The 12,852-nt window shown below is 66.8% G+C and carries 14 protein-coding genes and 3 tRNA genes; 8 read left to right on the forward strand and 9 right to left on the reverse strand.

Features of this window, described 5'->3' with window-relative positions; genetic code table 11:
• Positions 1-163 precede the first annotated feature (163 nt).
• The 5 genes from gjpA to ABQE44_RS13245 all read right to left on the reverse strand — a co-directional run bounded on the left by gjpA (position 164) and on the right by ABQE44_RS13245 (position 4,828).
• Entirely contained in the window at positions 164-1,594 is a 1,431-nt protein-coding gene (gene gjpA / locus ABQE44_RS13225) for an outer membrane porin GjpA (protein ID WP_448430178.1), read from the reverse strand.
• A gap of 187 nt (positions 1,595-1,781) precedes the next feature.
• Positions 1,782-2,612 carry a galactan export ABC transporter permease subunit Wzm/RfbD gene (gene wzm / locus ABQE44_RS13230; RefSeq protein WP_448430180.1) on the reverse strand — a complete coding sequence of 277 codons (831 nt, stop codon included), beginning with the start codon at positions 2,610-2,612 and terminating at the stop codon, positions 1,782-1,784.
• Positions 2,609-3,523, reverse strand: a complete 915-nt coding sequence (gene glfT1 / locus ABQE44_RS13235) for a galactofuranosyltransferase GlfT1 (RefSeq protein ID WP_448430182.1) — start codon at positions 3,521-3,523, stop codon at positions 2,609-2,611. The genes wzm and glfT1 overlap by 4 nt, the downstream gene beginning before the upstream one ends.
• The gene (gene wzt, locus ABQE44_RS13240; RefSeq protein WP_448430184.1) at positions 3,520-4,311 is read right to left on the reverse strand and encodes a galactan export ABC transporter ATP-binding subunit Wzt/RfbE; all 792 of its coding nucleotides are present in this window, start codon (positions 4,309-4,311) and stop codon (positions 3,520-3,522) included. Before wzt ends, glfT1 begins: the two co-directional genes overlap by 4 nt.
• 10 nt (positions 4,312-4,321) lie before the next feature.
• Positions 4,322-4,828: a bacterial proteasome activator family protein gene (locus tag ABQE44_RS13245; protein WP_448430186.1), complete on the reverse strand. Its 507-nt coding sequence runs from the start codon at positions 4,826-4,828 to the stop codon at positions 4,322-4,324.
• 391 nt (positions 4,829-5,219) lie between these two features.
• Between ABQE44_RS13245 and ABQE44_RS13250 the strand changes: the two genes are divergently transcribed.
• Positions 5,220-6,416, forward strand: a complete 1,197-nt coding sequence (locus ABQE44_RS13250; RefSeq protein ID WP_448430188.1) for a cysteine desulfurase-like protein — start codon at positions 5,220-5,222, stop codon at positions 6,414-6,416.
• On the opposite strand, the gene ABQE44_RS13255 is transcribed toward ABQE44_RS13250, so the two are convergent.
• Positions 6,408-7,397 (reverse strand): NAD(P)H-quinone oxidoreductase, encoded by a 990-nt coding sequence (locus tag ABQE44_RS13255; protein WP_448430190.1) that lies wholly within the window; start codon positions 7,395-7,397, stop codon positions 6,408-6,410. The genes ABQE44_RS13250 and ABQE44_RS13255 overlap by 9 nt on opposite strands.
• A gap of 78 nt (positions 7,398-7,475) precedes the next feature.
• On the opposite strand from ABQE44_RS13255, the gene ABQE44_RS13260 reads away from it, so the two are divergent.
• The 4 genes from ABQE44_RS13260 to ABQE44_RS13275 all read left to right on the forward strand — a co-directional run bounded on the left by ABQE44_RS13260 (position 7,476) and on the right by ABQE44_RS13275 (position 9,533).
• The gene (locus tag ABQE44_RS13260) at positions 7,476-7,988 is read left to right on the forward strand and encodes a MarR family winged helix-turn-helix transcriptional regulator (protein WP_448391799.1); all 513 of its coding nucleotides are present in this window, start codon (positions 7,476-7,478) and stop codon (positions 7,986-7,988) included.
• Between the two features lie 31 nt (positions 7,989-8,019).
• Positions 8,020-8,106, forward strand: a tRNA-Ser gene (locus tag ABQE44_RS13265).
• 108 nt (positions 8,107-8,214) lie between these two features.
• Positions 8,215-8,625 (forward strand): hypothetical protein, encoded by a 411-nt coding sequence (locus tag ABQE44_RS13270; protein ID WP_448430192.1) that lies wholly within the window; start codon positions 8,215-8,217, stop codon positions 8,623-8,625.
• Positions 8,625-9,533, forward strand: coding sequence for an NAD-dependent epimerase/dehydratase family protein (locus ABQE44_RS13275; protein WP_448430194.1), 909 nt, complete (start codon positions 8,625-8,627; stop codon positions 9,531-9,533). The genes ABQE44_RS13270 and ABQE44_RS13275 overlap by 1 nt, the downstream gene beginning before the upstream one ends.
• Here the strand turns inward: ABQE44_RS13275 and ABQE44_RS13280 are convergent.
• Together ABQE44_RS13280 and ABQE44_RS13285 are read right to left on the reverse strand one after the other, a co-directional pair.
• On the reverse strand, positions 9,520-10,344 hold the full coding sequence (locus ABQE44_RS13280) for a crotonase/enoyl-CoA hydratase family protein (RefSeq protein WP_448430196.1): 825 nt from the start codon (positions 10,342-10,344) through the stop codon (positions 9,520-9,522). The genes ABQE44_RS13275 and ABQE44_RS13280 overlap by 14 nt on opposite strands.
• Before the next feature lie 32 nt (positions 10,345-10,376).
• Positions 10,377-10,811 (reverse strand): hypothetical protein, encoded by a 435-nt coding sequence (locus ABQE44_RS13285; RefSeq protein ID WP_448391803.1) that lies wholly within the window; start codon positions 10,809-10,811, stop codon positions 10,377-10,379.
• Positions 10,812-10,852: 41 nt separating this feature from the next.
• On the opposite strand from ABQE44_RS13285, the gene ABQE44_RS13290 reads away from it, so the two are divergent.
• Positions 10,853-11,434: a TIGR03086 family metal-binding protein gene (locus tag ABQE44_RS13290; protein ID WP_448430198.1), complete on the forward strand. Its 582-nt coding sequence runs from the start codon at positions 10,853-10,855 to the stop codon at positions 11,432-11,434.
• Here ABQE44_RS13290 and hisC read toward each other — a convergent pair.
• A complete protein-coding gene (gene hisC, locus ABQE44_RS13295) occupies positions 11,431-12,483 on the reverse strand; it encodes a histidinol-phosphate transaminase (RefSeq protein ID WP_448430200.1) in 1,053 nt (350 codons plus the stop codon). The genes ABQE44_RS13290 and hisC overlap by 4 nt on opposite strands.
• An 83-nt stretch (positions 12,484-12,566) precedes the next feature.
• Here hisC and ABQE44_RS13300 point away from each other — a divergent pair.
• Positions 12,567-12,655: transfer RNA gene (locus ABQE44_RS13300), tRNA-Ser, on the forward strand.
• A gap of 35 nt (positions 12,656-12,690) precedes the next feature.
• Positions 12,691-12,763: transfer RNA gene (locus tag ABQE44_RS13305), tRNA-Arg, on the forward strand.
• Positions 12,764-12,852 lie beyond the last annotated feature (89 nt).

The raw sequence follows: 12,852 nt of genomic DNA on the forward strand, positions 1-12,852 counted from the left end.
AGGCCCCCTGGCCCGCTTAACTGGTTTTTGCTGGCACCACGTGGGTGCGATCAACCATTTAGTGCCACAGGAGCGCCAAACAACGCTCACCCACGCAATCGGTCCCTGCCCTCGCGGGCAGGGACCGATTGGTTTACATGGTTGACGAACTACGACAGCAGGATCAGTCGTCGCTGCCGGAGCTCCCTTCCGACGAATCCGAGGAGTCTGAGTCGGCCTTGCCGTTGTCGCCGTCAGCCTCGGAATCCGAAGCGTTGCCCGAGTCCGTGGAGTCGGAGCCGGACTGCTCGTCCGCAGAATCGGGGTCATCCCCGGTGCCATTTTCGGGACCGTTGGTGCGAACCACGCCGTGCTGGTTGCCCGTGGCCTCCTCGTCGTTCTGCTCGAGCAGGTCGGTGTCCAGGTCGTCCTCGGTGGCCTCTTCCTCCGTGGCCTCTTCCTCGGTGACCTCTTCCTCGGTGACCTCTTCCTCGGTGACGTCTTCCTCGGTGGCCTCTTCTTCGGTCACCGCAGCGGGCCCGGTGGGTTCCTTGCTCACAGAAGCGGTCTCAACCTCGGTCGCGGCGTCGTCGAGAGCCTTGTCCTGCGCAGTCGGCAGCGTGACCGTCTGCGAAGCCAGCACCGACGCTGGCACCTGGCCGGGATCGTTGACGTCTGCACTCTGCGTTTCGGGCGCATTCAGCGCCGGAGCCAGCGGGTTGCCCTCGCCGTCCCAGCCGATGGCCTTGGCGATGGTCTGGGTCAGCGCTATCAGCGAACCGACGAAGCCCGGGCCTATGCCGTCGATACCGCTACCGTCACTGAAGGTAAAATCGAGGGCGTTGAACATCGTGCCGGCCCCACTGAGCAGGCCGCCGAAGGTGAGCTTGACGGTCAACTCATCTAAGGGGTGCTCGATCCCCAATGCATTGACCAGCGGGGTGATGTCGATCTGCTGGCCGCCGTTGAGGAAGCTGTCGACCATGGCGGCGGGGGTGTTGATCAGCGTGCCGAGCGCCGCCTCCAGATCGGGGTTCTCGCCGGTGAGGTTCCCGACGATCGTGTGGATGCTCGCGCCCAGCGCCAGCACCGGATTGATCACCGGCCCCACCAGGCCGAGAAGTACACCGCTGAGGTAGGTCGTCTGGAACTTGAACAGCGGCTGCAATTCCGGCGGCACTCCCGGCGGCAAAATGGTGCCCAGCCCGTTCATCATGATGTCGTACAACGACGCCCGGCTGTCGGTCAGAGTGCTGAGGTCCTCGGCGAACGGAGCCGTGAGTGCGGCCTGCAGGTTGCCCGCCATTTCCTCGAGGATCACGGGGAAGTCGGGCAGCTGCTGGAGATAGCCAAGCTGGTTGGCGATGACCTGCTGCAGGATCGGCGCCGGCGCCTCCAACCAGAGGTCGGCGAGGTTTGCGACGTTGGTCTCGGACGTCTCCCAGATCTGCAACCACGGCTCGATCGGGTTGACGGCGGCGGAAAGCTGCACCGCTGGATCGGCAACCCGCATGTCGGGCAGGGACGGCGCCGCGACCACCGGTGTCATCGCGATCGCAGAGGCGCTGACCAGCGCCAGACCGGCACTGGTATACGGACGGAGGCTGATTTGCACTGGTCTCCCTTTGGTCATGTCGTACGTGAACACGTCGAACTTACTCGCCAGTAAATTAGCATGCATGCAAATCTCGAAAAATGAATTTAAGTTCTTTTGGGCGTTGCTCCTCCGACGAGCGATTTCCGGTACCAGCGGTTCCGAACGGCGTGGTCTGCGGCCCTGCGAACCTAGGCAGAAATGGTTGCTAGACCCAGTACGCGACGCGGCCGCGGTACTGGCGCATCGCGAAAGCAGCCATGATCCAGCCGATCACCGTCAACACGATCACCACGACCCAGTGGTGGAGCTGTTGGTCGGCGCCGAGCAGCGGGGCGCGCACGATGTCCAGGTAGTGCAGCAGCGGGTTGAGCTCGACGATCTTGAGGTACTCCGCGGCATCCTGCTGCTGCAGGGTGGACTCGTTCCAGATGATCGGTGTCATGAAGAACAGCAGCTGCACCAGGCTGACCAACAGCGGGCTGATGTCGCGGTAGCGGGTGGCCAGGATGCCGAAGCACAGCGACACCCACACGCAGTTCAGCACGATCAGGGCCATCGCCGGGATGACCGCCAGCGCGGTCCACGACCACGGTTTGGGATAGATGATCGCGATGATCACGAAGATGATCATGTTGTGCGCGAACAGGATCATCTGGCGCCACACCAGCCGGTACACGTGCACCGACAGCGGGGTCGGAAGCTGTTTGATCAGGCCCTCGTTGGCGATGAACACCTCGGCGCCCTCGAGGATCGACGCGTTGATCATGTTCCAGATGATCAGCCCGAGCGTGACGTACGGAAGATGTTCGGACAGCTCGAGTTTGAACAACTTCGAGTACAGCAAGCCCATCGCCACGGCGGTCGCGCCCGTGGCGATCGTGATCCAGAACGGCCCGAGCACCGAGCGGCGGTACCGCTGTTTGATGTCCTGCCAGCCCAGGTGCAGCCACAGCTCATGCTTGCCGAACCCGGCGACCAGATCGCCCCATGCGCGGGCGAACGTCTTCGACTGCGAGGCGGCGTCGGTGAACGTCACGATGCTGGCCTCCCGAATCTTTCCTTACGTCCCAAGCGCCGCAGCCGGATCCACTCCAACAGCCCGGCGGGATCGCGCCGCGATACCAGGAAATACCACCCGAACCGCGCCCACTCCTGCGGCAGCAGCCGGCGAAGACCCGGCTGCGACAACAGGTATCCACGGTTGCGATAGGTGAAAAAGCGTTTGCGGGCGTCGTCGGGATACTGCGCGTGCATCCGGCCGCCGAGGATCGGTTTGAACTCGTCGCCGCCCTGCGGATGCAGGTACACCGCGTTCAAACAGGTCCCGAACGGCAGGCCGGACCGCACCAGCCTGCGGTGCAGCTCGGTTTCGTCGCCGCGGACGAACAGCCGCAGATCCGGGACACCGGTGGCCTCCAGCGTCGACGCGGCGAACAACGCGCCGTTGAACAGCGAGGCGATCCCCGGCAGCAGGTCCTGGCCGGCCTCGGTGCGCAACTCCTCGACCCGTCGGCGCCACGCCACGCCGCGGCGTAACGGGAACGCGAGCCGGCCCGGGTCGTCGAGGTCGCACACCATCGGCGACACCTCGGCCAGCCCGTGCTTATCCGCGCATGCCACCAGGGCGCCCAGCACCTCGGAGTCGGCGGGCCGTCCGTCGTCGTCGGCCAACCACACCCAGTCCGCGCCCAGTGCCAATGCGTGCAGCATCCCCAACGCGAAACCGCCTGCGCCACCGAGGTTTCGACGTGAGCCGAGGTAGGTCGTCGGCACCGGCTGTCCCGCCACCAGCTCGGCCACCCGCGGGTCCCCCCCCTCTGAGAAGTCGTTGTCGACGACGATCAGGTGATCGGGGGCGCGCGTCTGGGCCGTCACCGCCTCCAGCGACTTGGTCAGCTCCTCGACGCGACGATGGGTGACCACCACGGCGCAGACCGTGCCGGTCATCCCTGGCGCGTTTCGTCGAGCACTTCGCGGACGTGCCGGGCGGCGTCCTCACCCTCGTAGGCGCGAACGACGTCCTCGATGCCGCCCGTCATCTTGATCGTGCCGTGGTCGATCCACATCGCCGTCTTGCACAGCCGCGCCAGAAAGTCGTTGGAGTGGCTGGCGAACACCAGGATGCCCGAACGCTCGACCAGCGCCGACAACCGCGTCTGCGCCTTCTTCAGGAAATCGGCATCGACAGCGCCGATGCCTTCGTCGAGCAGCAGGATCTCGGGGTCGATGCTGGTCACCACGCCCATCGCCAGCCGCACGCGCATACCGGTGGAGTACGTCCGCAACGGCATCGACAGGTAGTCGCCCAACTCGGTGAATTCGGCGATCTCGTCCATCTTGGCCAGCATCTGCTTGCGGGTCTGTCCCAGGAACAACCCGCGGATGATGATGTTCTCGAACCCCGAGATCTCCGGGTCCATCCCGACGCCGAGGTCGAACACCGGGGCCACCCGGCCGGTCACCGTCGCGACACCGCGGGTGGGTTCGTAGATCCCCGACAACAGCCGCAGCAGCGTGGACTTGCCGGCGCCGTTGTGGCCCACCAGCCCGACGCGGTCGCCCAGTTCCAGCGACATGGTGATGTCGCGCAGCGCTTCGATGACGACGACGTTGGACTCGTTGCGCCCGATCGCGCCGCCGGCCTTGCCAAGAAACGCCTTCTTCAGCGACCGCGACTTGGCGTCGAAGATCGGGAACTCCACCCACGCATTGCGGGTCTCGATACGCGGGACCAATACCGGGCTCCTACAGATACTGTCCGGTGCCGTGTCCGCCACGCGGACCTGCCGGGCCGCCCATCCCGGGCGGCAGCGCACCTTGACGCATCTGCTCGAGCTGCTGGCGCGCGGCCATCTGCTGGGCGAACAACGCGGTCTGGATGCCGTGGAACAGCCCCTCCAGCCAGCCGACGAGCTGAGCCTGGGCGACCCGCAGTTCGGCGTCGGAGGGCACCGACTCTTCGGTGAACGGCAGGGTGAGCCGCTCGAGCTCTTCACGGAGTTCCGGTGCGAGGCCGTCCTCGAGCTCGGTGATGCTGGTCCGGTGGATCTCGCGGAGCCGGTTGCGGCTGGCCTCGTCCAGCGGTGCCGCCCGTACCTCCTCGAGCAGCTGCTTGATCATGGTGCCGATCCGCATCACCTTGGCCGGCTGCTCCACGAGGTCGGTCAGCGATTTGCCGTCGGATTCCTCCTCGGCCGCCGCGTCGTCGCCGCCGATGATTTCGATGTTGTCGTCGTCGCTGTTGGTGGTCATCTCCGTGAAGTTTCCCTGTAATCGCCGTCGTATTGCCTAGCCGAGCAGTTCGCGCCGGTTCGTAACCTATCTGGCGACACTAGCCCCTGCGCCATGGCGCACCCGCGCACCGCCGGTCTGCAGCTGAGCCGGCGTCGGCCGGTGTTCCGGCAGCAAAGCCGGTTGCGAATCTCGCTGCAACCCATTATGGGTCGTGAACATTAGAGATCGTCGATGCAACGCGCCGTCAATGGATAGTGAGCAACAACTATGGAACTAGCACTCCGCACCCGCCGCTGACTCGACTACTATGGCCACGCAGGCGACCCAGCCCGGCAGGGCGGGTCGGGCCGGCATCGGCCGAAAACTTCGTGTCGGTCGTGATTTCACACACGCTCAAAGGTGGGCTGGCATGGCATACGACGTCGCCCGGGTGCGGGGCTTGCACCCGTCTTTGGGCGACGGATGGGTGCGCTTCGACGCGCAGCACGGCATGCTGCTGCCCGACACCGTCGGCAGGGCCGTCTCCACGGCGTTTCGCGGTTCGATGCCCACCCCGGTGGGGCCGCATCCGGCCGCTCAGCGCAGCGCCGCGGTGCTCGCCGCCGCGCGCCAGGCGGTGGCCGACCTCGTCAACGCCGATCCGCGCGGGGTGGTGCTGGGTTCCGACCGCGCCGTGCTGATCACCGCGCTGGCCGACGCGTCGTCGGCGCGCGTCGGGCTGGGCTACGAGATCGTGGTGACCCGCCTCGACGACGAAGCCAACATCGCGCCGTGGCTGCGCGCGGCGAACCGCTACGGTGCCAAGTCCAAGTGGGCCGAGGTCGACATCGAGACCGGGGAACTGCCGAACTGGCAGTGGGAGAGCCTGATCACCCGGCCCACCCGGCTGGTCGCAATCGCCTCGGCCTCAGCGACTTTGGGCACCGTCACTGATCTGCGGGCGGTCACCAAGCTGGCCCACGATCTCGGCGCGCTGGTGGTCGTCGACCATTCCGCCGCCGCACCGTACCGGTTGATCGACATCGACGAGATCGACGCCGACGTGGTGGCGGTCAACGCGGTGGCGTGGGGCGGGCCGCCGATCGGCGCGCTGGTGTTCCGAGACCCGGCGATGATCGACTCGTTTCACTCGGTCTCCTTGGACCCCGACGCCACCGGACCAGCGCGGCTGGAGGTCGGCACCCATCAGTTCGGCATGCTCGCCGGCGTCGTCGCCTCCATCGACTACCTGGCGACCCTCGACGAGTCGGCAAGCGGCACCCGCCGCGAAAGGCTCGCCGTATCAATGCAATCGGCCGCGGCGTACCTGGACCGGCTGTTCGACTACCTGCTGAGCGCGCTGCGCTCGCTGCCGACCGTCATGGTCATCGGCCGGCCCGAGGTGCGGATTCCCGTGCTCAGCTTCGCGATCAACAACGTGCCGGCCGAACGGGTGGTGCAGCGGTTGGCCGACAACGGGATCCTGGCGATCTCCAACGCGAACTCGCGGGTGCTGGAGGCCATCGGCGTCAACGACATCGGCGGCGCGGTCACCATCGGGTTGGCGCACTACACCACGATGGCCGAAGTCGATCAGCTGGTGCGGACGCTGGCGTCCCTAGGCTGAGCCGTCCTCGACGCGCAGCAGGATCTTGCCGGCCACGTCGCCGGACGACAACATCTCATGCGCGGCCTGGGCCTGGGTGATGGGGAACTCGGCGCCGATGATCGGGCGCACCTGACCGCTCTCGACCAACGGCCACAGGTTAGCGACCACCTCGGTGACGATGTCGCTCTTGCTGCCCCGGCCGGTGACCGGGCGGGCCCGCAGCGCGGTGGCGATCACCCCGCCGCGCTTGCTCAGCAGCTTGGCGATGTTCAGCTCGCCCTTCGCACCGCCCTGCATGCCGATGATCACCAGCCGGCCGTCGGGTGCCAGCGCGTCGACGTTGCGATCGAGGTAGGCCGCACCGATGATGTCGAGGATCACGTCGGCGCCGGCGTCGGACTCGGCGCGGATCCGCTCGACAAAGTCCTCGTCGCGGTAGTTGATGGTGATCTCAGCGCCCAGTTCGGCACACAGGTCCAGCTTGTTGCGCGAGCCCGCAGTGACCGCCACCCGGCAGCCGAGCGCACGGCCCACCTGAACGGCATGCGTGCCGATTCCGCTGCCGCCGCCGTGGACGAGCATCAGCTGACCGGAGCGCAGACCGGCCGTCATCACCACATTGGACCAAACCGTGCAGGCGACTTCGGGCAGTCCGGCCGCGTGGTGCAGGCTCACCCCGTCGGGAACCGGCATGACCTGGCCGGCCGGCACCGCGACGTACTCCGCATATCCACCGCCTGCCAGCAAAGCGCAGACCTGTTGCCCTACGGACCAACCGGTGACCCCGTCGCCGAGCGCTGCGATGGTGCCGGACACCTCCAGGCCGAGAATCTCGCTGGCCCCCGGCGGGGGCGGATACTTTCCGGCGGCCTGAAGCAGATCGGCCCGGTTGACCCCGGCGGTGTGGACTTTGACCAGCACCTCGCCGCTAGCGGCCTCGATATCGGGGATTTCTTGCCAGGTCAGTCGATTCTCGGTTTCGGACAAGACAGCATGCATTCAAATAACGCTACTACGCTGGGAAAACAGTAACGTCGATACCTTCCCAGCAATGCAACATGTGTTTACTATTGCGGAATGGAGGGGATCATCGGGGGACGTACCGCCAGTGATATGCCGGGTTTGGACATCGCTGAACAGAGGTCCTGGCAAAACTTTCTCGACTCGGCGCTGCGGCTGTACGCAACGCTGAACCGGTCGTTGGTCGACGCCCATCACCTGACGCTGAACGATGTGCGGCTGCTCGACATTCTGGATAAATCAGCCACCGGATCGTCGCGCATGGGGGATCTGGCCGACGGCTTGATGTCGCTTCCGAGCCGCGTCACCCGGCAGATCCGGCGGCTGGAGTTGCAGGGTCTGGTGCGTCGCGGCGCCAGCCCGGACGACGGCCGCGGGGTGCTGGCCACCATCACCGACGAGGGCCGAACCGCCGTGCGTGAGGCGCTGAAAACCTACGGCGAGGGGGTGCGCCTGCACTTTCTGGGCCGGCTGTCGCGCCCGCAGGTCGCTGCGATGGGGGAGAATTGCCGGCGCATCAGCCTGGCCCTCAAGTCCGAGGCGCCGTCGGCCAAACTCGGCCGGGTGTAGCCGTCGCGTCAGACCCCGTACCCTTGTCGGCGGTGGCGTGGCAGAGCGGCCTAATGCACTCGCCTTGAAAGCGAGAGACGGCTAACACCGTCCGGGGGTTCAAATCCCTCCGCCACCGCTGCGTCTTTTGCATCATTTGCGTCGAGTGTGGGGTTTTGTCACGCTTGCCCGCCCGAACACGTGCGGGTAACCCACGTTCGGCGGGTCCGAGGATTAGCGTGACCGTATGACAACGACACCGACGCGCACAAGAGCCGGGTTCGTCGAGGTCACCCTCGCCGTGTTCGGGGTGTATGCGCTGGCCATCGGGTTGTTCATGCTCGTCGCCCCCGGCGTTTTTTTCGACACGCTCGGCAACTTCGGCGTCCGCAACGACCATTACATCTTCGACAACGCGACGTTTGAAATCCCGCAGGGTCTGATGCTGTTGGCGGCGCTGCGCTGGCGGTCGTGGCGGGTTCCTGCGCTGGCGTTCGCGACGGTGCACTGGGCGCTGCACACCATCAGCCACATCGTCGACCCGCACCACGGCGCGGGCGACTGGATCGGATGGCTGGAGGCCGGTGGCCTGGCGGCCACCACGGTGATCCTGGCGATCGCCCTGCGCGCCAGCATCATCGGCGAGCGGGCGAACTGATGCGCGTGTTGGTCGCAGGCGCTACGAGCGTGCCGGGACTTCCGCTGCTGCGTGAACTGGGCGCCCGTGGCCACGACGTCGTCGGCATGACCCGGTCGCCGGCCAAGACGGCCGAGATCGCCTCGACGGGCGCTCAACCGGTGGTGTGCGACGTGTTCGATGCGGCCGAGACCGACGCGGTGGTCGCCGACATCCGGCCCGACGTGGTGATCAGCCTGCTGACCACGCTGCCGAAGCGAGGACCCATGCGGGTCAAGGACTTCGAGCCGGCCAGGACGCTATGGGGCAGCGGCGCACCGAATCTGGTGCGCGCCGCCCAGCGCGCCGGTGTGCGACGTGTGGTGGCCGAGTCGGTGATCTTCGCATACGGCTACCCTGCGACGGGGTCGGCGCTGATGGACGAGACCGATCCGTATCCCGGCCCGCCGCCGCCAGGTGGTGCCGACATGCTCAACGCGCTGCGCGGCATGGAACAGGTGGTGTTGACGTCCTCTGAGAACAGCGACACCGGGGGAATCGTGTTGCGCTACGGGGTGTTCTACGGACCCGATGTGCCGCACACGCAGATGTTCACCCGGTTGGCGAAGTGGTGGCTGATGCCGGCGGTCACCGGGACGGGCGTCGTGTCGTGGATCCACATCGACGACGTCGTCGCGGCGACCGCCAATGCCGTAGACAAGGGCCGGGGCGGGCAGATCTACAACATCGTCGACGACCGGCCGCAGTCCTTCGGCGACTATGTGCGCGAGATGGCGGCCGGGCTACATCGACCGCGGCCGCTGCCGATGTCCCCGCGGCTGTTCGGCTTGATCGCGCCCTACGGTCGGGCCGCCTTCGCCGACACTTGGCTGCCGCTGTCCAACGCCAAGGCCAAGGCAGAACTCGGCTGGACGCCTATTCCCCGATGAAGTTCGGCTTGCGCTTCTCGAACGTCGCGCTGATGCCCTCGGTCAGGTCCTTCGACGGCAGGAACGCTGAATTCCACGCCGCCACGTAGCGCAGGCTCTCCGAGACGCGCGCGATGCGCTGCTGATCCAGCACGTCCTTGACGCCCGCGACGGTCAACGGCGGATTGCCTGCGATCTCTGCGGCGGTCGCATGCGCGGCGGCCAGCGATGCCTCGGCGTCGTCGTAGACGTCGTTGACCAGACCGATCTTCTCGGCACGCGCCGCGTCGATGTCCTTGCCCGTCAGGGCCAGTTCACGCAAGTGGCCGTCGTTGAGGATCAACGGAAGCCGGGCCAGGCTGCCGACGTCGGCCACCATCGCCAGCTTGATCTCGCGCACCGAGAACTTGGCGTCGGCACTGGCGTAGCGGATGTCGACGGCCGAGATCAGATCCACACCGCCGCCGATGCACCAGCCGTGCACCGAGGCGATCGTCGGCGTGCGGCAGTCCGCGACGGCGCTGATCGAGCCCTGCATCCGCAGCACCGTGGCGTGGAAGTCCGCGCGCGGCCTGGCCGACGTCCCGTCGGTCAGCACCCCGGAAAGCGTGCCGCCCATGGCGGGCACGTCGAGCCCGTAGCTGAAGTTCTTCCCCGATCCGGTCAGCACGATCGCCCGCACGTCGCGGTCGGCGTCGAGCTTGGCGAACACCTCCGGCATCTCCGCCCAGAACGCCGGCCCCATCGCGTTGCCCTTGCCGGGACCGATCAGCGTCACCCGGGCGACGTGGTCCTCGATGTCGACGGTGACGGATTCGTATGTTTCGGCCATGGCCAGAAGGCTAGCGACTCGCGAAGACCCTGTTACGGCGGGCCGCCGCCCAGCAGGACATCGTTGACCGTCGCCGACGGCAGGAATTGACAGGCGGCTTCGGCGAGGATCTGGCCGATCGCCTCGCCGTCGGGGCCCAGCGGGTTGTTCTTCTGCTCGAGGATCTCGCGGATCACCGCGAGCCGGGTGGCCTCGTCGAGACCGTTGAACTCCTCGCACGTCATGTTGAGCGCGTTCGGCGGCGGGGGCACCTCCGGGATATCGGTGTTGCGGCCGGGCAGCGGGAACTGGGGGATCGGAACGCCGGGCAGGCCGGGCAGTCCGGTCGTCGGCGGGCGGGTGGTGGTGGTGATGGGCGGACCGGGTTCGGTGGTCTGCGCGACGGTGCCTTCGGTGGTGCGCTGACACGCCGTCGTCACGGCAACCAGGATCAGCGCCGCGCCCGCCAACCGCACATGCGTCTTCATCTGCGCAACGATATGCGCCCAAGCGACGTAGCGTGGAACACATGCCCGAGGACCTGCGCCCAGGACCGGATTCGCCGCCCACTGATGAGCTGCGCAGCGCCGAGAAGACGTTCGCGGTGTTGCAGCACGTGCTGCACGGCATCGCCGCCGACGACCTGCACAAGCAGACGCCGTGCCGGGAGTTCGACGTCGCCGCGCTGACCGACCACCTGCTGAACTCGATCACCATGATCGGCGCCGCGGCCGGCGCGGAGTTCCCTGAGCGCAACCGCGACGGCTCGGTGGAGGAGCAGGTCGTGCGAGTCGCCCGGCCGACCCTGGATGCGTGGCAGCATCGCGGGCTGGACGGCACTGTGCCGTTCGGTACCAACGAGGTGCCGGCGACGACGATGACGGGCATCCTGTCGCTTGAATTCCTGGTCCACGCCTGGGATTTCGCTACGGCCGTCGGCCGCGAGGTGACCGCACCGGAGTCGCTGTCGGACTACGTGCTGGGCCTGGCGCAAAAAACGATCACGCCGCAAGGCCGCACCAGGGCCGGTTTCGACGAAGCGCTCGATGTACCTGCCGATGCACCCGCATTGGACCGGTTGATCGCGTTCACCGGCAGGCGACCGGGCTAGACCTGCATCCAACACCGGGCGAATTCGAGGAATGCGTCGTTCTCCTGTGCGGAGGCGACGGTGACACGCACGCCGTCGTCGCCGTAGGGGCGCACGATGATGCGGTTGTCGGCGGAAGCCGCGGCGAACTCTTGGGCGCGGCCCGGTAGCGGCAACCAGACGAAGTTGGCCTGCGACGGCGGCACCTCGTAGCCGGCGTCAAGCAGTGCCGGCGCCACCCGGGCGCGCTCGGCGACGACGGCGTCGGTGCGGGCCAGCAGCTCATCGGCGGCGTCCAGCGATGCGATGGCCGCGGCCTGCGAAACGCTGGTTGCGGTGAACGGCACGTAGACCTTGCCCAGCGCGGTGATGATGTCCGGGTCGCCGACCGCATAACCGATGCGGAGCCCCGCCAGCCCGTAGGCCTTCGAAAACGTCCGCAGCACAACGACGTTGGGGTGTGCGCGGACCAACCCGAAGCTGTCGGGCACCAGCGGGTCGCGGATGTACTCGACGTAGGCCTCGTCGATGGCGACCAGGATGTGCGGTGGCACCGCGGCGACGAAGCGGGCCAGCTTGTCGGGGTCGACGACCGTGCTGGTCGGGTTGTTCGGGTTGCACACGAAGATCAGCCGGGTGCGGTCGGTGATTGCGGCCAGCATCGCGTCGAGGTCGTAGGTGTGGTCGGTCAACGGCACCTGCACCGGGGTGGCGCCGGCGGTGCGGACCTGCAGGGGATAGATCTCGAAGCTGCGCCAGCCGTAGAGCACCTCGTCGCCGACGGTCGCGGTGATCTGGATCAACTGCTGGCACAGGCTCACCGACCCGCAGCCCACGGAGATGTGCTCGGGGGTGAAACAAACGTGCTCGGCCAGGCGTTCCTTGAGTGCGACGTAGCCGTTGTCGGGATAGCGGTTGATCGAGTCGGTCGCCTTCGCGATGGCCTCGCGCACGCTGGGCAGCGGGCCGTGCACCGTCTCGTTGCTGGCGATCTTGATCGCGCCGGGCACCGTCCTGCCGGGTGTGTAGGCGGGAAGATCGGCAAGCTCGGGGCGGAGACGGGCGGGCACCGGACCAGTCTATGGGGCACCCACCTGCGCTTTGCCTCCCGCTAGCACGGCTGTGTACTCTGTCGGATCGGCGGTAAACGTCAGGAGGCGTGCCAGAGCGGCCGAATGGGGCTCACTGCTAATGAGTTGTCGCCCTCAAAGGCGACCGGAGGTTCAAATCCTCTCGCCTCCGCGACGGTCGACTTGTCGGCCGATAACTGAACACATGCGCCCGTAGCTCAACGGATAGAGCATCTGACTACGGATCAGAAGGTTAGGGGTTCGAATCCCTTCGGGCGCGCTCTTCTCTACACCCCGGGCGCAGCCCTATGCGCGAGATTGCAGCCAGGGCTGTTGGGCCTCATCACGACCCTGAGCGCAATCTCGCCG

This window comes from Mycolicibacterium sp. XJ2546 (assembly GCF_053483195.1).